15 protein-coding genes and 1 pseudogene are annotated in these 22,250 nt (G+C 75.2%); 13 read left to right on the plus strand and 3 right to left on the minus strand.

Going from position 1 to position 22,250, the window contains the following annotated elements; genetic code table 11:
• Positions 1-15 precede the first annotated feature (15 nt).
• The 3 genes from hisI to V6U77_RS17670 are packed head-to-tail and all read left to right on the plus strand — an operon-like array spanning position 16 to position 2,662.
• Positions 16-453, plus strand: coding sequence for a phosphoribosyl-AMP cyclohydrolase (gene hisI / locus V6U77_RS17660; RefSeq protein ID WP_334607448.1), 438 nt, complete (start codon positions 16-18; stop codon positions 451-453).
• On the plus strand, positions 450-2,036 hold the full coding sequence (locus tag V6U77_RS17665; RefSeq protein ID WP_334607433.1) for an anthranilate synthase component I: 1,587 nt from the start codon (positions 450-452) through the stop codon (positions 2,034-2,036). The genes hisI and V6U77_RS17665 overlap by 4 nt, the downstream gene beginning before the upstream one ends.
• Positions 2,033-2,662 (plus strand): Trp biosynthesis-associated membrane protein, encoded by a 630-nt coding sequence (locus V6U77_RS17670; RefSeq protein WP_442934454.1) that lies wholly within the window; start codon positions 2,033-2,035, stop codon positions 2,660-2,662. Before V6U77_RS17665 ends, V6U77_RS17670 begins: the two co-directional genes overlap by 4 nt.
• Here the strand turns inward: V6U77_RS17670 and V6U77_RS17675 are convergent.
• Entirely contained in the window at positions 2,655-2,912 is a 258-nt protein-coding gene (locus tag V6U77_RS17675) for a hypothetical protein (protein ID WP_334607434.1), read from the minus strand. The two genes, V6U77_RS17670 and V6U77_RS17675, sit on opposite strands and share 8 nt — an antisense overlap.
• Before the next feature lie 491 nt (positions 2,913-3,403).
• Between V6U77_RS17675 and trpC the strand changes: the two genes are divergently transcribed.
• The 5 genes from trpC to V6U77_RS17700 all read left to right on the plus strand — a co-directional run bounded on the left by trpC (position 3,404) and on the right by V6U77_RS17700 (position 8,854).
• Positions 3,404-4,207, plus strand: coding sequence for an indole-3-glycerol phosphate synthase TrpC (gene trpC / locus V6U77_RS17680; RefSeq protein ID WP_334607450.1), 804 nt, complete (start codon positions 3,404-3,406; stop codon positions 4,205-4,207).
• Positions 4,208-4,348: 141 nt separating this feature from the next.
• The gene (gene trpB / locus V6U77_RS17685; protein ID WP_334607435.1) at positions 4,349-5,587 is read left to right on the plus strand and encodes a tryptophan synthase subunit beta; all 1,239 of its coding nucleotides are present in this window, start codon (positions 4,349-4,351) and stop codon (positions 5,585-5,587) included.
• 4 nt (positions 5,588-5,591) lie between these two features.
• On the plus strand, positions 5,592-6,395 hold the full coding sequence (trpA, locus tag V6U77_RS17690) for a tryptophan synthase subunit alpha (RefSeq protein WP_334607436.1): 804 nt from the start codon (positions 5,592-5,594) through the stop codon (positions 6,393-6,395).
• A gap of 76 nt (positions 6,396-6,471) precedes the next feature.
• The gene (gene lgt, locus V6U77_RS17695; RefSeq protein ID WP_334607437.1) at positions 6,472-7,653 is read left to right on the plus strand and encodes a prolipoprotein diacylglyceryl transferase; all 1,182 of its coding nucleotides are present in this window, start codon (positions 6,472-6,474) and stop codon (positions 7,651-7,653) included.
• A gap of 13 nt (positions 7,654-7,666) precedes the next feature.
• Positions 7,667-8,854, plus strand: coding sequence for an FAD-dependent oxidoreductase (locus tag V6U77_RS17700; RefSeq protein WP_334607438.1), 1,188 nt, complete (start codon positions 7,667-7,669; stop codon positions 8,852-8,854).
• A 218-nt stretch (positions 8,855-9,072) separates the two neighbouring features.
• On the opposite strand, the gene V6U77_RS17705 is transcribed toward V6U77_RS17700, so the two are convergent.
• Positions 9,073-9,909 carry a GNAT family N-acetyltransferase gene (locus V6U77_RS17705; RefSeq protein ID WP_334607451.1) on the minus strand — a complete coding sequence of 279 codons (837 nt, stop codon included), beginning with the start codon at positions 9,907-9,909 and terminating at the stop codon, positions 9,073-9,075.
• 155 nt (positions 9,910-10,064) lie between these two features.
• Between V6U77_RS17705 and gltB the strand changes: the two genes are divergently transcribed.
• Both gltB and V6U77_RS17715 read left to right on the plus strand, forming a co-directional pair.
• Entirely contained in the window at positions 10,065-14,759 is a 4,695-nt protein-coding gene (gene gltB, locus V6U77_RS17710) for a glutamate synthase large subunit (RefSeq protein ID WP_334607439.1), read from the plus strand.
• Positions 14,752-16,260 carry a glutamate synthase subunit beta gene (locus V6U77_RS17715; protein ID WP_334607440.1) on the plus strand — a complete coding sequence of 503 codons (1,509 nt, stop codon included), beginning with the start codon at positions 14,752-14,754 and terminating at the stop codon, positions 16,258-16,260. Before gltB ends, V6U77_RS17715 begins: the two co-directional genes overlap by 8 nt.
• Positions 16,261-16,644: 384 nt before the next feature.
• On the opposite strand, the gene V6U77_RS17720 is transcribed toward V6U77_RS17715, so the two are convergent.
• Positions 16,645-18,177, minus strand: coding sequence for a M1 family metallopeptidase (locus V6U77_RS17720; RefSeq protein WP_334607441.1), 1,533 nt, complete (start codon positions 18,175-18,177; stop codon positions 16,645-16,647).
• A 199-nt stretch (positions 18,178-18,376) separates the two neighbouring features.
• On the opposite strand from V6U77_RS17720, the gene V6U77_RS17725 reads away from it, so the two are divergent.
• The 3 genes and pseudogenes from V6U77_RS17725 to V6U77_RS17735 all read left to right on the plus strand — a co-directional run.
• Positions 18,377-19,177 carry an SGNH/GDSL hydrolase family protein gene (locus V6U77_RS17725; RefSeq protein WP_334607442.1) on the plus strand — a complete coding sequence of 267 codons (801 nt, stop codon included), beginning with the start codon at positions 18,377-18,379 and terminating at the stop codon, positions 19,175-19,177.
• A 189-nt stretch (positions 19,178-19,366) separates the two neighbouring features.
• On the plus strand, positions 19,367-21,949 hold the full coding sequence (locus V6U77_RS17730) for an FtsK/SpoIIIE domain-containing protein (RefSeq protein ID WP_334607443.1): 2,583 nt from the start codon (positions 19,367-19,369) through the stop codon (positions 21,947-21,949).
• Positions 21,950-21,953: 4 nt separating this feature from the next.
• Positions 21,954-22,250, plus strand: a pseudogene (locus tag V6U77_RS17735) (hypothetical protein); the annotation flags it as partial.

Genomic DNA, 22,250 nt, shown 5'->3' on the forward strand with positions numbered 1-22,250 from the left:
GGACAATGGGTCACTGTGCCCGTACCTGACGCGCCCCTGACCGGCGCCCACCACAGTCCGCAGGAGCCCGCGGCCGACGGCGCGGTCCGTGCGTCCCGGCTCGACCCGGCCATCGCCGCCCGGCTGCGCCGCACCCCCGACGGTCTGGTGGCCGCCGTGGTCCGCCAGCACGACTCCGGCGAGGTGCTGATGGTCGCCTGGATGGACGACGAGGCGTTGCACCGCACCCTCACCACCGGCCGGGCCACCTACTGGTCGCGCAGCCGCCGCGAGTACTGGGTCAAGGGCGCCACCTCCGGGCACCACCAGTACGTCCGCGCGGTGGCGCTGGACTGCGACGGCGACGCGCTGCTGGTCGACGTCGACCAGGTCGGCGCGGCCTGCCACACGGGACACCGCACCTGCTTCTTCACCCCGCTGCCGGTCGGCGGGGACGGGGCGGGGGCCCGGTGAGCGCGCGGGGCGCGACGCCCGGCGGCGCCCGCACCGACGGCGCGGTCAGCCCGGACCTGGCCACCTTCACGGGGCTGGCCGCCGGCTGGCGGGTCGTCCCGGTCACCCGCCGGCTGCTCGCCGACGCGGAGACCCCGGTCGGCGTCTACCGCAAGCTCGCCGGCGGCCCGGGGACGTTCCTGCTGGAGTCCGCCGAGCAGGGGGTCGGTTCGGCCGGCCTGGCCTGGTCGCGCTACTCGTTCATCGGCGTACGCAGCAGCGCCACGCTCACCGAGCGCGACGGCGTCGCGGAGTGGACGGGGCGGCCCCCGGCGGGCCTGCCCGCCTCCGGCGACCCGGTCCGGGTGCTGCGCGAGACCGTCGAGGCGCTCGCCGGCCCGGCGTTCGACGCCACCGGCGGGATGCCGCCGCTGACCGGGGGCATGGTCGGCTACCTGGGCTACGACCTGGTCCGGCGCTTCGAGCGGCTGCCCGAGCTGACCGAGGACGACCTGGGCGTGCCCGAGCTGGGCATGATGCTCGCCACCGACCTGGTGGTGCTGGACCACTACGACGGTTCGGCGATCCTCGTGGCCAACGCGATCCTGCCGCCGCTGGACGAGCCGGACCGCGACGCCGAGGTCGCGGCGGCCTACCACCACGCGGTCGGGCGGCTCGACGCGATGACCACCGCGCTGTCGCGGCCGATCCCGCCGATGGTGTCGACCGTCGGGCGGCCCCCGGCGGGCGAGGTGCGCAGCCGCACGCCCGAGGGTGGCTACCCGAAGGCCGTCGAGGCGGCCAAGGAGGCGATCCGGGCCGGCGAGTGCTTCCAGATCGTGCTGGCCCAGCGGTTCGAGCGGGACACCCACGCCGACCCGCTCGACGTCTACCGCGTGCTGCGCACGACGAACCCCAGCCCGTACATGTACCTGCTGCGCTTCGACGGCTTCGACATCGTCGGGTCCTCCCCGGAGGCGCACCTGAAGGTGACCAGCGACGCCGAGGGGCGGCGGCGGGCGCTGCTGCACCCGATCGCCGGCACCCGGCCGCGCGGCGGCACGCCCGAGGCCGACGCGAGCCTCGCCGCGGAGCTGCTCGCCGACCCCAAGGAGCGCGCCGAGCACGTGATGCTGGTCGACCTGGGCCGCAACGACCTGGGCCGGGTCTGCCGCCCGGGCTCGGTGGAGGTGCCGGAGTTCGCCACCATCGAGCGCTACAGCCACGTCATGCACATCGTCTCGACCGTCGTCGGCACGCTGCGCGAGGACCGTACGGCCTTCGACGCGCTGGCGGCCACCTTCCCGGCCGGCACCCTCTCCGGCGCGCCGAAGGTGCGGGCCATGGAGATCATCGAGGAGCTGGAACCGGTGCGGCGGGGCCTCTACGGCGGCACCGTGGGTTACTTCGGCTTCGGCGGCGACCTGGACATGGCGATCGCCATCCGCACCGCGCTGATGCGCGACGGCAGGGCGTACGTGCAGGCCGGGGCAGGGGTGGTGGCCGACTCCGATCCGGCCGCCGAGGACCAGGAGACCCGGAACAAGGCCGCCGCCGTGCTCGCCGCGATCGCCGCCGCCGAGACCCTGCGGCCCGCCCGGTGACGGCCGCCGAGTCGCACGGCCGGCAACCGGGGACGACTGCGCAGGCCGAGGCGGGCCGGGGCGCGCGGCCCGGCGTGGGCCGGCGTGAGCTGACGTACGCCGTGCTGCTCTGCGTGGCCGGCGCGGGCCTGGCGCTGTGGGCGTCGACCCGCGTCTGGGCGGTCGAGTTGACCGCCCGGCCCACCCCGCTGCCGCCGGTACGCGACGCCCGCACCGGCGCCGGCCTGCTGCCCTGGTTGCCGGCGCTGGCGCTGGTCGGGCTGGCCGGCGGCGGTGCCGTGCTCGCCACCCGGGGCCGGGTGCGGCGGCTGCTGGGCGGGCTGCTGTGCGGCCTCGGCGCGGCCGTGGCGGCCGGCGGCGGCTACGGCCTTCTCGCGGCGTTCGACGGCGAGGTCGCCCGGCAGTGGCCGGCGCTCTGCCTGCTCGGCGGGGTGCTCGCCACGGCGGGTGGGCTGCTGACGGCGCTGCGGTCGGCACGGTGGCCGGCGATGGGCGCCCGCTACGAGCGGCGCCCGGCGGGCGGTGTCGCCCCGGTCGCCCGGAGCGGGGACGGGCGGGTCACCGGCCGGCAGACCACCGAGGCGTGGGACGCACTGGACCGGGGCGAGGACCCGACGGTCAGCTGACCGGCTGGCGCTCGCGGGCGGCGGCGCGGGCCGCCGCCAGTTCCGCCACCAGGCGGTCCAGTTCGGCGCGCTGCTCCGCCCGGGCCCGGTCGGCGCAGACCGCCTCCCAGGCGTTGCCCCGCGCGGTGCGCATCCGGGACTCGCCCACCACGGCGCGCTCCAGCGTGTGGACGACGCCGACGGCGAGCGACGCGACGGTACGCGAGACGGTCGTCAGTCCGATGCTCTGGTGCGGCTCGACAGTGCTCATGATCACCCCGCTGAGGATCGTTGGTGACGGGTGGGCAGGCGCCTCATCGAGTCTGCCCGAGGACGATGCTGGCTGGTTCACGTTTCGCCGTGGTGACCGACACGTCAACTTTGCGTCCGGGGCCGTGACCAGGCAAAGGGCCGTTCGGCCTTGAGGTAGGTCACACGCGCGTCCCGCGTCGGCGCGGGCGGCGTGTCCGGCGGCCCGACGCGCCAGCGGATAGGATCACGTCGATGACCTGTGGGGGGCGGAGGCGGGTTGGTCGGGTGGCGCACGTCGAGGGGTGTGGTCGCTCAGCGTGACATCCCGTTCACCGGAGGTCGGCCATTATGCCCGAGCCCATCTCGTGAGGCACGCCATACCCCCGGCGCTTGTCGCCAGGTGGCGCCCCCTAGCATCGGCCCATGACACCCGGAGAGGGGAGTCCGTTGGTGACTGCTGAGCATGCGCACGCGGAGGGGGACGAGGCCGGTCCGGCGGCGTCCGTAGGCGTGCTCGACGAGATCCTGGCCGGCGTGCGTGAGGACGTCGCCCGGCGGCAGGAGCAGGTTCCGCTGGAGCGGATCCGCGAACTGGCCGCCGCCGCGCCGCCGCCGTTGGACGCGTACGCGGCCCTACGCAAGCCGGGCGTCGCGGTGATCGCCGAGGTGAAGCGGTCCTCGCCGTCCAAGGGGCGGCTGGCCGACATCGCCGACCCCGCCGACCTGGCCGGTGACTACGCCGCCGGCGGCGCGCGGGCGATCAGCGTGCTCACCGAGGGGCGCTGGTTCGGGGGCTCGCTCGACGACCTGGCCGCGGTGCGTGCCGCCGTCGGCATCCCGGTGCTGCGCAAGGACTTCGTCGTCTCCAGCTACCAGGTGCACGAGGCGCGCGCGCACGGCGCCGACCTGGTGCTGCTGATCGTCGCCGCCCTGGAGCAGAACGCCCTCGTCGGCCTGCTGGAGCGCATCGAGTCGCTGGGCATGACCGCGCTGGTCGAGGTCCACGACGAGGAGGAGGCCGACCGCGCGCTCGAGGCCGGTGCCCAGGTGATCGGGGTCAACGCCCGCAACCTGCGTACGCTGGAGGTCGACCGCTCGGTGTTCGAGCGGATCGCGCCCGGCCTGCCCAGCAGCGTCGTCAAGATCGCTGAGTCGGGGGTGCGCGGCCCGCACGACCTCATCCGGTACGCCTCGGCGGGCGCCGACGCGGTCCTGGTGGGCGAGGGCCTGGTCACCCAGAAGAGCCCCCGCGAGGCGGTGGCCGAGCTGGTCAACGCCGGCAACCACCCGGCCACGCCCCGCCCGGCGCGCTGACCCCGCGCCGGTTCCTCAGCACCGAGAGGACGATCCCCATGACGCGAAGCGGAGTGCCGGCATGAGCGAGCGTAGCGAGGGAATCATCGTGTCCAGCGCCGTGGTGCCTCATGGCGGAACGCAGCGAAGCGGAGTGCCGGCATGAGCGCCGACGCGTTGGCCGCCCCCGCCGGTGCGCTGCCCGACCCCGCCGGTCACTTCGGCCGGTTCGGCGGCCGGTTCGTGCCGGAGGCGCTGGTCGCGGCGCTGGACGAGCTGGAGGCCGCGCACCGCGCCGCCATGGCCGACGAGTCGTTCCGGGCCGAGTTCGCCGCCCTGCTGCGTGACTACGCCGGCACCCCCTCGCTGCTCTACACGGCCGAGCGGTTCTCCGCCAAGGTGGGCGCGCGGGTGCTGCTCAAGCGGGAGGACCTCAACCACACCGGGGCGCACAAGGTGCGCAACGTGCTCGGCCAGGCCCTGCTGACCCGGCGGATGGGCAAGCGCCGGGTCATCGCGGAGACCGGCGCCGGCCAGCACGGCGTCGCCACCGCCACCGCCGCCGCCCTGTTCGACCTCGACTGCGTGGTCTACATGGGCCAGGTCGACACCGAGCGGCAGGCGCTCAACGTCGCCCGGATGCGGATGCTCGGCGCCACCGTCGTCCCCGTCACCAACGGCTCGCGCACCCTCAAGGACGCGATGAACGAGGCGATGCGCGACTGGGTGGCCAACGTCGACGACACCCACTACCTGATCGGCACCGCCGCGGGACCGCACCCCTTCCCGGCGCTGGTGCGCGACTTCGTCCGGGGCATCGGCGACGAGGCGCGCCAGCAGTGCCTCGACCTGACCGGCGCGCTGCCGGACGCCGTCACCGCCTGCGTCGGCGGCGGCTCCAACGCGCTGGGCATCTTCCACGCGTTCGTCGGCGATCCCGACGTGCGGCTCTACGGCTTCGAGGCCGGCGGCGAGGGCGTGGACACCGGCCGGCACGCGGCCAGCATCACCGGCGGCTCCGCCGGGGTCCTGCACGGCACCCGGACGTACGTGCTCCAGGACGAGGACGGTCAGACGTGCGAGTCGCACTCGATCTCCGCCGGCCTGGACTATCCGGGCGTCGGGCCGGAGCACGCCTGGCTGCACGACAGCGGCCGCGCGACGTACCTGCCGGTCACCGACGACGAGGCGATGGCCGCCTTCGAACTGCTCTGCCGCACCGAGGGCATCATCCCGGCCATCGAGAGCGCGCACGCGCTCGCCGGCACCCTCAAGCTCGCCCCGCGGCTCGCCGCGGAACTGGGCCGGGAGCCGACGATCGTGGTCAACCTCTCCGGCCGGGGCGACAAGGACGTGCACACCGCCGGCGACTACTTCGGCATCCTCGACAAGGAGCAGTGAGAACGTGAGCCGGATCGGGGTGGCCTTCGACAAGGCCCGCGCCGACGGGCGGGCCGTGCTGGTCGGCTGCATGCCGGCGGGCTTCCCGACCGTCGAGGGCAGCATCGCCGCGATGACCGCGATGGTCGACGCCGGCGTCGACGTCATCGAGGTGGAGATCCCGTACTCCGATCCGGTGATGGACGGCCCGGTGATCCAGAAGGCCAGCGACATCGCCCTCGCCGGCGGCGTACGCACCCGCGACACGCTGCGCGTCATCGAGGCGGTCGCGGCCACCGGGGCGTGCGTGGTCACGATGACCTACTGGAATCCGGTGGAGCGCTACGGCGTCGACGCCTTCGCCCGGGACCTCGCCGCGGCCGGCGGCACCGGGCTGGTCACCCCCGACCTGATCCCGGAGGAGGCCGGCGAGTGGCTCGCCGCCTCCGACGCGTACGGGCTGGACCGCACCTTCCTCGTGTCGCCGTCCTCGACCGACGCGCGGCTGGCGATGACCGCCGCGCACTGCCGGGGCTTCGTCTACGCCACCGCGATCATGGGTGTCACGGGCGCCCGGGCGCAGACCTCCGACGCGGCGCCGGTCCTGGTGTCGCGGGTGCGGGAGGTGACCGACCTGCCGGTCGGCGTCGGGCTGGGCGTCGGCACGGGCGCGCAGGCCGGCACCGTCGCCGGGTACGCGGACGGCGTCATCGTCGGCAGTGCCCTGATCCGTTGCCTGCTCGACGCGCCGGACGAGGCCTCCGGACTGGCCGCACTGCGCACCCTGAGCGCGGAACTCGCCGAGGGCGTACGCACCCCGACGCGCTGACCGCGGGTCGCCGCGAAGCGGCGGACGGTGGACCGGGGTGCCACCGCGGGGGTCCGCGGCGGTAGCGTGTGCATCCGTGACTCTCGTCTCGCTGACCCCCCAGGCGGCCCTGCCCAGCCCCAGCACCGCGGTCTGGCAGCTCGGACCGGTGCCGATCCGGGCGTACGCGCTGTGCATCATCCTCGGCATCGTGGTGGCCTGCTGGGTCACCGAGCGGCGGCTGCGCCAGCGCGGCGTCGCCCCCGGCGCGGTCCTCGACATCGCGGTCTGGGCGGTGCCGGCGGGCATCGTCGGGGCCCGCATCTACCACGTGATCACCTCTCCGGAGAAGTACTTCGGCACCGGCGGCGACCCGATGAAGGCGTTCGCCATCTGGGAGGGCGGTCTCGGCATCTGGGGCGCGGTGGCCGGCGGCGCCGTCGGCGCCTGGCTCGCGGCCCGGCAGCTCGGCATCCCGTTCGCGGTGGTCGCCGACGCGCTGGCCCCCGGCCTGCCACTGGCGCAGGCGGTCGGCCGGCTCGGCAACTGGTTCAACAACGAGCTCTACGGCGGCCGGACCAGCCTGCCCTGGGGGCTGGAGATCCACCGGATGGACCCGGACAACCCGGGCCACGCGCTGCGCGACGACGCCGGCCAGCCCATCCTCGAACCGGGCCTCTACCACCCGACGTTCGCCTACGAGCTGCTGTGGAACCTCGGCGTGGCCGCGCTGGTCCTCGTCCTCGACCGCAAGCTCCGCCTCGGCCGTGGGCGGGCCTTCGCGCTCTACGTGATGGGCTACACGGCCGGACGGTTCTGGATCGAGCTGATGCGCACCGACGAGGCGAACACCATCCTCGGCGTACGCCTGAACGTCTGGACCGCCGGCCTGGTCTTCCTCGGCGCCCTGGCCTACTTCGTGCGGGTGCGTGGCCCCCGGGAGTACCTCGTCCCGGTCGGCGCCGCCGCGACGCCGGAGCCGCCGGTCGACTCCGACGTCTCCCAGGTCGACCTGTCCGCGCGGGAGGCCGGCTCCGCGTCGGCGGCCCCGGAGGGCTACCGGGTGGTCAGCGAGGAGCAGTACCGGCGCTGGCGGGAGACCGGCGAGACGCCGGCCGGGCCGGACGGGGAGGCGTCCTCCGGGCCGCTCGACGCGCCGTCGGACCCGACGGCCGGCGCGGACGCCGCCCCCCGCTCCGCCGGGCCGGAGGCCGCCGGGGAGACCCCGCAGGACCGGGCCGGCGCCACGGGCACCCGGCCCGCCGACCGCGACAGCTGAGAAGGAGCACCCCATGCGTAGCGCGGTCGTGGTCGGCGCCGGGGTCGGCGGCCTCGCGGTCGCCGGCGCGCTGGCCCGCTCCGGCTGGCGGGTGACCCTGCTGGAGCGGGCCGACCGGGTCCGCCCCGAGCCGACCGCCGTGGCGCTCTGGCCCAACGGCGTACGCGCGCTGCGCGCCCTGGGCCTCGGCGCCGGCCTGGAGGCGATCGCCACGCCGCTGGCCGACGGCGGGGTGCGCCGCCCGGACGGGCACTGGCTGGTGCAGCCCCGCCCCACCCCGGCCGACCGGATGCCGGTGGTGGTGCACCGGGAGGACCTGCACGACGCGCTCATCGCCGGCCTGGGCGACGAGGTCGAGCTGCGTACCGGGGTGCGGGTGCGCACGGTGCGCGCCGCCTCCGGGGAGCGCCCCTGCGTCGGCGACGGCCGGCACACCATCGAGGCGGACCTGATCGTCGCCGCCGACGGCACCGACAGCGAGATCCGCCGGCAGCTCGCCCCGGAGTCCGGGGTGGTCAGCTCGGGCTGCGCCGCCTGGCGGGCGGTGATCCCCTGGTACCGGGCCCCGAAGCTGCCCGCCGACCGCCCCGTCGGCGGCGAGGTGCTCGGTGCCGGCTACCGCTTCGTGTCCGCCTCGCTGGGCGAGCGCGGCTCCTCCGGCGCGTCCAGCCGGGGCGGCATCTACTGGGTGGCCACCGCCGTGGGCGCGCCCCGCCCGGAACCGCCGGAGACCCAGCTCGCCCTGCTCCGCCGCTGGTACGCGGGCTGGCCCGCCCCGATCGCCGAACTGCTCGACGCCACGGACCCGACGGACCTGGTGCAGCAGGAGATCCGTGAGCTGCGCCCGCTGCCGAGGTCGTACGGCTTCCCGGCCGGCCCGGGCGGGGTGGTGCTGCTCGGCGACGCCGCGCACGCCATGCCGCCACACCTGGGGCAGGGCGCCTGCCTCGCCTTCGAGGACGCCGCCACCCTCGCCTCGCTGCTGCGCGAGTCCCGGCTGCCCGACGCGGTGGTGGCGTACGACCGGGTGCGCCGGCCCCGGGCGGCGACGGTGGTCCGGCAGACCCGCCGGATGTCAGCGGTGCTCAAGGCCCGGGGCCCACTGGCGCTGCGCGCCCGCGACGCGGCGCTGGGCACCCTGAGCCCCCGCCTGCTCTCCACGGCGGCCGCCACGGCCGCCCAATGGCGCCCCCCAACCTGACCCGCCCCTACGGCGTGTCCCAACAATGGTGGGTCTGACGGACGGCGGCCCGTGGAGCCTATGCACCACTGCCTGCCGGAACGCTGATACCTCCAGGGCATGAAGATGCCTGTGGGGTATCGGTGCGCGGACCACACCGCCGTCGTCGAGGTCCGGCGCGGCCGGTCACGGTTCGTGGAACACCGCAGTCCTCGCGGATCTTGCAGGAGGTGGGTGGGTCAGGGGGTTACCGGGGCGGGTTCGGCTATGCAGGCGGTGCCGACGCGGCGGAAGCCGACCCGAAGGTAGACCCGGGCGATGTCGTCGCTGCCCGCAGAGAGGAAGACCAGGCCGGTGCCGGCGGCCAGCAGCTCGCGGGCCAGCGTGGCGGTGACCGCCGCGCCCAGGCCGCGGCGGCGGGCCGCGGGCAGGGTCGCCACCCCGGCGATCTCGGCCACGTCGCCGACCCGCATCGCTATCCCGCTGGCCAGCGCGCCCTCGCTGGGCGTCTCCGCCAGCACGGACAGCCGCCGGCCGTCGGCGGCGCAGGTGCGCTCCTCGTCCAGCGCCGCCCCGTCCGGTTCGGCCACCGCGGCGTCGCGCTGTGCGGTGCCGGCCTCGCCGGGTTCGGTGCCGGGCGCGGAGAACCCGACGTCGGCGACCGCCCCCCGCGCCGCCACGTCCGCCGCGAAGCCGGGTGCCGCCGCGTCGAGCACCCGCAGCGGTACGTCCGTGAGGGTGCCCGGGTCGGGCAGGGCGGCCGGGTCGAGCACCATCAGCGGCGCCTGAAGCACCGACAGCCCCGCCGAGCGGGCCACGGCCAGCAGGTCGGGGGTGGTCTCGTGCACCCACTCGAGAGCCTCGGGCAGGCCGAGTGCGCGCTGCCGCTCGCGGACCGCGGCGACGTCGGCCAGCGAGGGCGCCTCGGTCGCGTCGAGCCGGGGCCGGGCGTAGAACGGCCAGCCGGGGCCCTCCCGGACGAACAGCACGAGGCCGCCGTGCTCCTCCGCGCGGGCTCCGTCCCGGGGCACCGCGTCGTAGAAGCGCTCCAACCGGCCGAACAGATCCTGGTGCAGAGAATCCACCGCGCGAGACTACACGTCCCAGACTCTGGAAGGTGTGATCAATCCGCACTGGCCTTGCGCGCCGGACCCTAACGTAGACTCAATAGACCCTTGAGGGCCGACGTCGTCCCGATCGAGATCCACCCTGAGCGACGACAGGAGGCCCGGTGGCCTTTCCGTACCCTCACAGCAGCCCGAAGCAGGCCCCGCACCTCGGCCCGGGAGCGCCCGCGGCCGGGCTCTACGACCCCGCGCAGGAGCACGACGCCTGCGGTGTGGCCTTCGTGGCGGACCTGCACGGGCGGCGCTCGCACGCGGTCGTGGCCAACGGCCTCGACGCGCTCTGTCGGCTGGACCACCGGGGAGCCCGGGGCGCGGAACCCAACACCGGCGACGGCGCGGGCATCATGATCCAGGTCCCGGACGCGTTCCTGCGCGCGGTGGTGGACTTCCCGCTGCCGCCCGCCGGCGAGTACGCCACCGGCCTGGTGTTCCTGCCCGACGACGACGCCGCCGAGGCCCGCGCCCGCCGGGTCGTGGAGAAGTACGCGCTGGTCGAGGGGGCCGACGTGCTCGGCTGGCGGGACGTGCCGGTCGACCCGGGCGGTCTCGGCGAGAGCGCCCTGGCGGCGATGCCCCGGGTCCGGCAGCTCTTCCTCGCCGCGCACCGGCTCACCGACTCGCCGGCCGGGCCGGCCGGATCGCGGTTGGGCGGCGTCGAGCTGGAGCGGGTCGCGTTCTGCGTGCGCAAGCAGGCCGAGCGGGAGAGCGCCGAGCGGAGCGTGCCGGCCTACTTCCCGTCGCTGTCCGGGCGCACCATGGTCTGGAAGGGCATGCTCACCCCCGACCAGCTCCCGGCGTTCTACCCGGAGCTCGCCGACGAGCGGGTGCAGAGCGCGATCGCGCTGGTGCACTCCCGGTTCTCCACCAACACGTTCCCGTCCTGGCCGCTGGCGCACCCGTACCGGCTGATCGCGCACAACGGCGAGATCAACACGATCCGGGGCAACCGGAACTGGATGCAGGCCCGCGAGGCACTGGTCCGCACTTCGAACATCCCCGGCAACATCCGCCGCGTCTTCCCGGTCTGCACCCCGGCCGCCTCCGACTCGGCGAACTTCGACGAGGTCCTGGAGCTGCTGCACCTGGCCGGGCGGAGCCTGCCCCACGCCGTGCTGATGATGATCCCGGAGGCGTGGGAGAACGACCCGGACATGGCCGCCGACAAGCGCGCCTTCTACCGCTTCCACGCCAGCCTGATGGAGCCGTGGGACGGGCCGGCCTCCGTCGCCTTCACCGACGGCGAGGTCGTCGGCGCCGTGCTGGACCGCAACGGGCTGCGCCCGGGTCGCTGGTGGCGTACGGACGACGGGCTCGTGGTGCTCGGCAGCGAGGCGGGCGTACTCGACCTCGACCCGGCCCGGGTGGTCGCCAAGGGCCGCCTCCAGCCGGGGAAGATGTTCCTGGTCGACACGGTCGCCGGCCGGATCGTGCACGACGAGGAGATCAAGGCGGAGCTGGCGGCCGAGCAGCCGTACGCCGACTGGCTGCACGCCGGCCTGATCGAGCTGACCGACCTGCCCCCGCGCAGGCACATCGTCTACACCCACGACTCGGTACGCCGCCGCCAGCAGACCTTCGGCTACACCGAGGAGGAGCTGAAGATCCTGCTCGCCCCGATGGCGCGCACGGGCGTCGAGCCGCTCGGCTCGATGGGCACCGACACCCCGATCGCCCCGCTGTCCACCCGGCCGCGGCTGCTCTACGACTACTTCCACCAGCTCTTCGCGCAGGTGACGAACCCGCCGCTGGACGCCATCCGCGAGGAGTTGGTGACCAGCCTGGCGTCGACCATCGGGCCGGAGGGCAACCTGCTCGATCCGGGCCCGGCGAGCTGCCGGCAGATCGTGCTGCCGTACCCGGTGATCGACAACGACGAGCTGGCGAAGATCCTCTCCATCGACGAGGACGGCGACCTGCCCGGCTTCAAGGCGGTCCGGGTCTCCGGGCTCTACCGGATCCGGGAGGGCGGCGCCGGGATCAAGGCGCGGCTCACGGAGATCTGCCGGCACGTCTCCGAGGCCATCGAGGACGGCGTACGCATCCTCGTGCTGTCGGACCGCGACTCCAACGCCGACCTCGCCCCCATCCCGTCGCTGCTGCTCACCGCCGCGGTGCACCAGCACCTGGTGCGCGAGCAGACGCGTACCCAGGTGGCGCTCATCGTCGAGTCGGGCGACTGCCGCGAGGTGCACCACGCGGCGGTGCTGATCGGCTACGGCGCGGCGGCGGTCAACCCGTACCTGGCGTTCGAGTCGGTGGAGGACATGATCTCCACCGGGGCGCTCGTCGGCGTCGAGCCGGCGAAGGCGGTCCGCAGCTACGTCAAGGCCCTCGGCAAGGGCGTCCTGAAGATCATGTCCAAGATGGGCATCTCGACGGTGTCGTCGTACTGCGGGGCGCAGGTCTTCGAGGCCGTGGGGTTGGACGCCAGGCTGGTCCAGCGCTACTTCCGGGGCACCCCGAGCAAGATCGGCGGGATCGGGCTGGACGGCATCCACGCCGAGGTCGCCGCGCGGCACGCCGTGGCCTGGCCGCCGCCCGGCGCGCAGTCCACCGACCGGCTGGAGGTGGGCGGCGAGTACCAGTGGCGCCGCGAGGGCGAGCTGCACCTGTTCAACCCGGAGACGGTCTTCCTGCTCCAGCACGCCACCCGCAGCCGCCAGTACGACGTCTTCCGGCAGTACACCGCCAAGGTCGACGAGCTGGCCGCGAAGGCCGGCTCGCTGCGCGGCCTGTTCACCCTGCGTACGGGCGTGCGGCCCCCGGTGCCCCTCGACGAGGTCGAGCCGGCCACCGAGATCGTCAAGCGGTTCGCCACCGGCGCCATGTCGTACGGGTCGATCTCGGCGGAGGCGCACGAGACCCTGGCGATCGCGATGAACCGGCTCGGCGGCAAGTCCAACACCGGCGAAGGCGGCGAGGACGTCGAGCGGCTGCACGACCCGGCGCGCCGCTCGGCGGTGAAGCAGATCGCCAGCGGCCGGTTCGGGGTGACCAGCGAATACCTGGTCAACGCCGACGACCTGCAGATCAAGATGGCCCAGGGCGCCAAGCCCGGCGAGGGCGGGCAGCTGCCCGGCAACAAGGTCTGGCCGTGGATCGCCCGTACCCGCCACGCCACCCCGGGCGTCGGCCTGATCTCCCCGCCGCCGCACCACGACATCTACTCCATCGAGGACCTCGCGCAGCTCGTGCACGACCTCAAGTGCGTCAACCCGTCCGCGCGGGTGCACGTCAAGCTGGTCAGCGAGGTCGGCGTCGGCACCGTGGCGGCGGGTGTCGCCAAGCTCAAGGCCGACGTCATCCTGATCTCCGGCCACGACGGCGGCACCGGCGCGTCCCCGCTGAACTCGCTCAAGCACGCCGGCACGCCCTGGGAGCTGGGGCTGGCCGAGGCGCAGCAGACGCTGCTGCTCAACAAGCTGCGCGACCGCGTCACCGTGCAGGTCGACGGTCAGCTCAAGACCGGCCGGGACGTGCTGGTCGCGGCGCTGCTGGGCGCCGAGGAGTTCGGCTTCGCCACCGCGCCGCTGATCGTCGAGGGCTGCGTCATGATGCGCGTCTGCCACCTGGACACCTGTCCGGTCGGCATCGCCACCCAGAACCCGGTGTTGCGGGAACGCTTCACCGGCCGGCCCGAGTTCGTGGAGAACTTCTTCCTGTTCCTCGCCGAGGAGGTCCGCGGCTACCTGGCCGAGCTGGGCCTGCGGTCGATCGAGGAGGCCATCGGGCAGGCCGAGCTGCTCGACGTCGCCCCGGCGATCGCGCACTGGAAGGCCGGCGGGCTGGACCTGGCGCCCGTGCTGCACCTGCCGGAGCTTCCGGCCGGGGCCGTACGCCGGGGGGTGCGCGCCCAGGACCACGGCCTGGAGCTGGCGCTGGACAACGAGCTGATCGCCCTGGCCGCCCCGGCGCTGCGCGACGGTACGCCGGTGCGGGTGGAGGTGGCGGTGCGCAACGAGCACCGCAGCGTCGGCGCGATGCTCGGTGGCGAGGTCACCCGCCGCTTCGGCGGGGCCGGCCTGCCCGCCGACACGATCGAGTTCACCCTGCGCGGCACCGCCGGCCAGTCGTTCGGCGCGTTCCTGCCGCGCGGGGTCACCCTGCGGCTGCACGGCGACGCCAACGACTACGTGGGCAAGGGCCTCTCCGGCGGCCGGCTCGTCGTGCGGCCGGACGCCGCCGCCCCGTTCCTCGACGGAGACGCCGAGCCCGGGCAGCGGGCCGAGGACCAGACCATCGCCGGCAACACCATCCTCTACGGCGCCACCGCGGGCGAGCTGTTCCTGCGCGGCCGGGTGGGGGAGCGGTTCGCCGTGCGCAACTCCGGCGCGGTGACCGTGGTCGAGGGCGTGGGCGACCACGGCTGCGAGTACATGACCGGCGGGACCGTGGTGGTGCTGGGCCCGACCGGCCGCAACTTCGCCGCCGGCATGTCCGGCGGCACGGCCTTCGTGCACCGGCTGGACCGCCGGCGGGTGAACGCGGAGCTGGTCGACCTGGCGCCGCTGTCCGAGGAGGAGCAGGCGGTGCTGCACGAGCTGGTGCAGCGGCACTTCGCCGAGACCGACTCGGCGGTCGCCGAGGGACTGCTCAAGCGTTGGCCGGAGGCGGTGGCCGAGTTCACCGCCGTGGTGCCCCGCGACTACCGCCGGGTGCTGGAGATCATGCGGGCCGCCGAAGCCGCCGGCCGCGACGTCGACGACGCGGTGATGAGCGCGCTCTCCGCGCCCGCCGCGAAGTCCGTGCCGACCCTGCCCGCCCCGCGGGTGACGGTCCAGGAGGTGGCTCGTGCCTGACCCGAACGGTTTCCTTCGCTACGACCGGCGGCTGCCCGCGCGCCGTCCGGTGCCGGTGCGGATCAGCGACTGGCGCGAGGTGTACCCGCCCGCCGGCGAGGAGCTGATCCGCGAGCAGGCGACCCGCTGCATGGACTGCGGCATCCCGTTCTGCCACGACGGCTGCCCGCTGGGCAACCGCATCCCGGACTGGAACGACCTGGTCCGCACCGGCAACTGGGACGCCGCGGTGGACTCGCTGCACGCCACCAACAACTTCCCCGAGTTCACCGGCCGGCTCTGCCCGGCGCCCTGCGAGGCGGCCTGCGTGCTCGGCATGGGCGGGGGCGAGCCGGTCACCATCAAGCAGGTCGAGGTGGAGATCGTCGACGCGGCCGTGGCGCGGGACGGCCTGTCGCCGCGCCCGGCGTCGGCGCCGACCGGCCGGTCGGTCGCCGTGGTCGGCTCCGGGCCCGCCGGCCTCGCCGCCGCGCAGCAGCTCGCCCGCGCCGGTCACGCCGTGACGGTGTACGAGCGCGACGACGCGATCGGCGGCCTGCTGCGCTACGGCATCCCGGACTTCAAGCTGGAGAAGGTCCACATCGACCGGCGCGTGGCCCAGCTCACCGCCGAGGGCGTGCGCTTCCGCACCGGGGTGGACGTCGGCGTCGACGTCACCGCCGCGCAGTTGCGCGCCGAGCACGACGCCGTGCTGCTCGCCTGCGGCGCACTCAAGGGCCGGGACACCCCGGAGACCCGGGGTCGCGGGCTGCGCGGCGTGCACCAGGCGATGGACCACCTCGTCGCGGCCAACCGGGTGGTCGCCGCGGCGGCGGGCGGCCGGCCGGAGACGGCGGTGCTGCCCGACGGCAGCCCGATCGACGCGGCCGGCAAGCACATCGTGATCATCGGTGGCGGCGACACGGCGGCGGACTGCCTGGGCGTGGCGCACCGCCAGGGCGCGGCCGGCGTGCACCAGTTGGACCTCTACCCGCAGCCGCCGCAGGCCCGGGACGAGGCCCGGGACCCGTGGCCGACGTGGCCGTGGCTGTTGCGCAGCTACCCGGCGCACGAGGAGGGCGGCGAGCGGGTCTTCGCCGTCGCGGTGCAGGAGTTCGTCGACGACGGCACCGGCCAGGTGCGGGCGGTGCGGATCGCCGAGGTGACGGTGGAGAAGCGCGACGGGCGGCGCATCGTGACCCCGCTGCCCGGCTCGGAGCGGGAGCTGCCGGCCGACCTGGTGCTGCTGGCGATCGGCTTCGAGGGCACCGAGGAGCAGCCGCTGCTCGACCAGCTCGGGGTCGGCCGCAACGCGCGCGGCGCGATCGACGCCCGGCCCGACTGGCAGACCGGCACCGACGGCGTCTTCGTCGCCGGCGACATGCACCGGGGCGCCTCGCTGATCGTCTGGGCGATCGCCGAGGGTCGGGCCGCGGCCGCCGCCATCCACGCCCACCTGGGCGGGACGGGTGCCCTGCCCGCCCCGGTGGACCCGGCCCGCCAGCCCCTGGCCGCACGCTGACCGGTGATCCCGGCCTGTCCCGGGCGGGCCTGTCGCCGGCCTTGCTGGCGCCCGACGCCCTGCCGGTTGTCCGGTGTCCGCGCTGTCGAGCTGATGTCGTAGACGGATCAGGGCTTCGGCTACGCCGTGCACACCCTGGGTGGGCGCCGCTCGGGGTTGGTCGGCGTCCGTCACGTGGACGGCGGGTGGCGTCCGTCCCGTGGACGGCGGGTGAATCGTCTACGACATCACCTCGACAGCGTCGACCGACCTGTCCGTGGACCGCATCGTGCGCGCCGCCATCGACGTGGCCGACGGAGGCATCCCGCCCGGCGCGTGCACGGTCCGCCTCCGGCGCACCGGGCGCGGGTGCCCGCCCGTGAGTCGGCGGACACCCGCACCCGCTCAGCGGGTCAGGAGCCGGTGCGACTCGCGGAGCCTGGTCCAGGACCTCGGTTCGGCCGGCGGGCCGGCCTTGCGGGCCGTGCCGGGCACGTCCGGGCGGCCGGGGGTGAGCAGCCAGGTCGTGAAGAAGTCGTCCAGGTCCAGGCCGGAGATCCGTTCGGCCAGGGCCTGGAACTGGGCGGTGGTGGCGTTGCCGTGCCGGTGCGCGGCCGTCCAGGCCGGCAGGAGCTTCGAGAACGCCTCGTCGCCGATGGCCAGCCGGAGCTGGTGCACCGTCATCGCGCCACGGTCGTAGACCGCCGCGTCGAAGATCCTGCCCGGGCCCGGCGCGCCCGGCGGCACCTGCCAGAACTCGTCGTCGGCCGGATAGCTGGCGTACGTGAAGTCGAAGAGTTCCTGCGTGGTGCCCTCGCCCTGCTCCTCCGACCAGAGCCACTCGGCGTAGGAGGCGAGGCCCTCGTTGAGCCAGATGTCGCTCCAGTCGGCCAGCGAGACCGAGTTGCCGAACCACTGGTGGGCGTTCTCGTGCACCACCACGTAGGTGTTGGCGCCCCGGCGCCAGAAGGCCGGCCCGTAGACCGAACGGGTCTGCGTCTCCAGGGCGAAGCCGATGCCGTCGACCGGCCCGGCCACGCCTCCCTGCGCCTCGAAGGGGTACGGCCCGAAGAGCCCGCTGCACCACTCGACGACCTCGGCCGTGCGCTCGATGCTGGCCCGCGCGGCCGGCCCCAGCTCACCGAGGCTGGTGCTGTACGCGTTCACCACCGGCTGCCCGTTCGGCGCGGTGCCGGTGACGATGTCGTACTGGCCGATGGCGAGGAACGACAGGTAGGTGGCGGTCGGTGAGGTGGTCCGCCAGTTCCACCGGGTGCGGTTGCCGGCCTCGGGCAGCGGCGGGCGCGGCTGGACGCCGTTGCTGATCACCTCGAGGCCGGTCGGCACCGAGACGGAGACGTCGAAGGTCGCCTTGTCCAGCGGGTGGTCGTTGCTGGGGAACCACCACCAGGCCGACTCCGGCTGGTTCACCACCATCGCCCCGTCGGCGGTGCGGGTCCAGCCGGTGTAGCCGCCGACCAGCGTCTCCGACGGCACGCCCGAGTAGCGCACCACGATGGTGAGCTGCTGGCCGGCCGTGATCGCGCGGCGCGGCGTGACCACCAGCTCGTGCACGCCCTCCCGGGTGGCGGTGGCCTGCCAGCCGTCGACCCGTACCGATTCGACGTCGAGCAGGAAGTCGAGGTTGAACCGGGACAGGTCGCGGGTGGCCCGGGCCAGGATGGTGGTGGTGCCGGTGAGCAGGTCGGTCGCCGGGTCGTAGCGCAGCCGGACGTCGTAGTGCGCGACGTCGTAGCCGCCGTTGCCGTGGTCGGGGAAGTAGCTGTCGCCCAGGCCGGGGCCGCCGGGTTGCGGTGCGGCGGCGGGCACGGGTCGGCCCAGGGCCGGTGGGGCGGCCTGGCCGGGGGTGCCGGCGACCAGGCCGCCGGCGGTGGTGACGGCCAGGGCGGCGATGGCCGCCGTGAGAGCGCGTCGCACGGGGTGGACTCCCTCCGTCGGGGGTGTACGCACCGGCCAACTTAATCGACAATTGTCGACGTGTCGGCCCCGTCGCCCGATCCCACCCATTCCATTGATTCGAATGTTTCGATAGCATTACCGTCTGGTAACCAGCACCCGTCCCTGGCCACGCGCGCGGTCACCGGGCCCACCACCCCCTGTCCCGTGGAGGTCCCCCATGCCCCAACGCCCGCTGGCCCGCGCCCTCGCCGCGCTGGTCGCCCTGTCCACCGCGGCCCTCGGCGCGGTGCTCGCCCCCGGCACCGCGCAGGCCGCCGCCGCCGTCAACTACGTGGCCCTCGGCGACTCCTACTCCTCCGGCGTCGGCGCCGGCCCGTACGACCTGTCGAGCTGCCTGCGCAGCCAGAAGTCGTACGCCCCGCTGTGGGCCGCCGCCAACGCGGTCACCAGCTTCGCGTTCCCTGCCTGCGGCGGCGCCGTCACCTCCGACGTCATCAACAACCAGGTCGGCTCGCTGAGCGCCAGCACCACCCTGGTCACCATCACCATCGGCGGCAACGACGCCGGCTTCGCCGACGTGATCACCAGTTGCCGCTTCGGCAGCACGTCGAGCTGCACCAACGCCGTCAACGAGTCCAAGGCGTTCGCCACCACGACGCTGCCGGGCCGGCTGGACGCGACCTACGCGGCCATCCGCAACCGGGCGCCGAACGCGCGACTGATCGTGCTCGGCTACCCGCGGCTGTTCGAGACCGGCTCCTGCGGGCTGCTGGCGATGAGCACCTACAAGCGGACCATCCTCAACGAGGCCGCCGACGTGCTCGCCACCGTCATCTCCGGCCGGGCCGCCGCGGCCGGCGCCACGTTCGCCGACACCCGGCCGTACTTCGCCGGGCACGGGGTCTGCGCGGCCGACCCGTGGATCCGCGACGTCAGCGGCGTCATCGAGGCGTACCACCCGGACGCCGACGGCTACCGCCACGGCTACCTGCCCGCGCTCAACGCCGTCACCGGCTGACCGCACCGACTGACCGGAGGGTCCCGTCCCACCGCTGCCCGGATGGGACGGGACCCTTCGTCGCGCCACGGTGGACGGTCAGCCCACCGGCGTGTCCGCCCGACGCGCCCGCCTCGCCACTGTCCGGTGTCGCCGGTGTCCGTTAGGGTCCTTGGAGATCAGGCGGGGCGACGGCGACGGGAGCAGAGGGTGGGCAGGCTCGCGTCGGCGTACGGGCAGGCGGTCGCGGCGCACCGGGCGGCCCGGGCCCACCTCGACACCGCCCGCCGGGCGCTCGCCGGGCAGGTGCCCCAGTTCACCCCGGCCGGCGCGCCCGAGCTGGTCACCCGGCTCGCGGCACTCGGCGGCGCGCTCGCCACCCCGACCCCCGGGGCCACTCCCGTGTCCGCCGCGCCCGTGCCCGTCCGCGTCGGCGAGGCGTCCACCGCCGACGGCGCCTTCCCCGTCCTCGTACCGCTGGGTGGCGGTCACCACCTCGCCGTCGACGCGGACGCCCGCGACCCCCGCGTCGCCGGCCTGCTGCGGGCGCTCGTGCTGCGGCTGCTCGCCACGGCCCCGACCGGCGGCGTCCGGGTCGCCGGCATCGACACCGCCGCGCTCGGCGCCACCTTCGGGCCGCTGCGCCCGCTCGTCGACGCCGGCGTGCTCGACCCGCCGGCCACCGGCGAGGCCGAGGTGACCGCCCTGCTCGACGCCGCCGAGCGGCACGCCCGCACCGCCCGCCACGCCGAGCACCCCGACCAGGAGCTGCTGCTGATCGTCGCCGCGTCGGCCCCGCCGCCGCGCGAGGCCGCCCGGCTCGCCGCGCTCACCCACGCCGGGCCGGCCGCCGCCGTCTGCGTGCTGGCCGCGGGCCGGCCCACGGCCGCGTCGCCCGAGCCGGCACCGCAGCTCGGCGCCACCACCACGATCCGGCTGACCGAGCGGTACGCCCACGTCGGCGACCCGCCCGGAGCCCCGTTCAGCCACGACGGCACCGGCCTGGCCGTCCCCGTGCTGCTCGACGGCGACCCGCCGGCGGCGTCGGTGGCCGCGCTCGCCGCGCACCTCGGCGCCGCCGCCCGGCGCAGCGACGCGGTGGGCTTCGCCGAGTTGCTGCCGGAGCGGCGGTGGGCCGAGTCGGCGGGCAACGGGCTGCGCACCGTGGTCGGCCGGGCCGGTCGGGACCGGGTCACCGTCGCCTTCGACGACGCCACCCCGCACTGGCTGGTCGGCGGGCGCACCGGCGCCGGCAAGACCGTCTTCCTGCTCGACGTCCTCTACGGGCTGGCCGCCCGCTACTCGCCGGCCGAGCTCCAGCTCTACCTGCTCGACTTCAAGGAGGGCGTGAGCTTCACCGAGTTCGTGCCCACCCCGCGCGACCCGTCCTGGCTGCCGCACGCGCGGGCGGTCGGCATCGAGTCCGACCGGGAGTACGGCGTCGCCGTGCTGCGCGAGCTGCGCCGCGAGCTGTCGCGGCGGGCCACCACCCTCAAGCGGCACGGCGTCACCAAGCTCGCCGACCTGCCCCGCGACACCCCGGTGCCCCGCATCGTGGCGGTGATCGACGAGTTCCACGTGCTCCTCGCCGGCAACGACGCGCTGGCCCGCGAGTCCGTCGACCTGCTGGAGGAGCTGGCCCGCAAGGGCCGCTCGTACGGCGTGCACCTCGTGCTGGCCAGCCAGAGCATGACCGGCGTCGAGGCGCTCTACGGCCGGGCCGAGGCGATCTTCGGCCAGTTCGCGCTGCGGGTGGCCCTGCCCGGTGGCGGCGGGGTGCTCGACCCGCTGAACGAGGCCGCCCAGACCCTGCCGGTCGGCTCGGCCGTGCTCAACACCGCGGCCGGCGCGGTCGGCGCCGACACCGTCGTCCGCTTCCCCGACGCGCATGCCGCCGCCGGGGAGCTGGCCGGCCTGCGCCACGAGTTGTGGCAGGCCCGAGCGGCGGGCACCCGCCCCCCGTCCGTCTTCCGGGGCTACGAGGCCGCCCACGTCGAGGACGACCCCACCTTCGCCGGGCTGCGTCCGGGCGGGCGCCGCCCGCTGGCCCTGGTCGGGCGGACGGTCGACGTCGAGGGCACCTCCGCGCTGTTCATGATGGACGCGTCCCCCGGTCGGCACCTGGCCGTGGTCGGCACCCCGGTCACCGGCGCGGAGGTGCTGCGCGCGGCCACCCTGAGCCTCGCCCGGCAGCACGCCCCGGGCGGCGCCCGGTTCCTGCTCGCCCCGCTGGTCACCGCCGCCGAGCCCGCCGCCGACGACACCGCCGCGATCCTGGCCGCCGCCGGCCACCCCCTCGAGCGCCTCGACGCGACCGGGCTGCGTCGGCACGTCGGCACCCTCGCCGCCGCGCTGTCCGCCCCTGACGAGCCCGGGGGCCTCGGGGCGGGCGGCACCGCCCCGGCTTCCGGCCGCACCTATCTCGTCGTCTTCGGCGTCGACGCCGCCAGCGGGGTGCTCGCGGCCACGGATCCGGAGACGTTCCGCTCCGGTCACGACGACCTGCGCACGGTCCTGCGGCAGGGACCGGGGCGGGGGGTGCACCTGCTCGGCTGGTGGCGCGGGCTGCGCCGGCTCGCCGACGACCTGGGCGGCGCCCACAACCGCGACGACGTCGCCTGCCTGGTCGCACTGAACGTGCCCGGCACCGAGCTGGGGCTGCACCTCGGCGTGCACGACCTCGCGTACGCGCCCCGGCCCGACCGGGCACTCCTGGTCGACCGGCACGACCAGCGCACCCGGCTCATCGTGCCGTTCGCCCGCGACGGGCACGGCCCGGACGGGGAGGACTGAGGGCGTGTCCACCTTCGACGAGTACGCGGCGCTGGCCCGGCAACTCGCCGAGCGGCGGCGCGCCGGCGAGCGCGGTGCCGCCGCCGACGCCGACCGGCGACGCAACCTGCACGCCGCCGCGGACTACCTCCAGCACCGGCTCACCGCGCAGGGGCAACGCCTCGACCAGCTCGGCCAGGCCATCGGCATCCCGGCGTCCAGCGTGCCCACCGGCCCCGCGCCCGCGCCGCCCGCCGCGCCGGGAACCGCGCCCGCGCCGCAGGCCGGGCCGCACGGCATCGCGCCGCCGGCGCCCGTGGGG

This window comes from Micromonospora sp. CPCC 205546, assembly GCF_036902715.1.
GTDB lineage: Bacteria > Actinomycetota > Actinomycetes > Mycobacteriales > Micromonosporaceae > Micromonospora.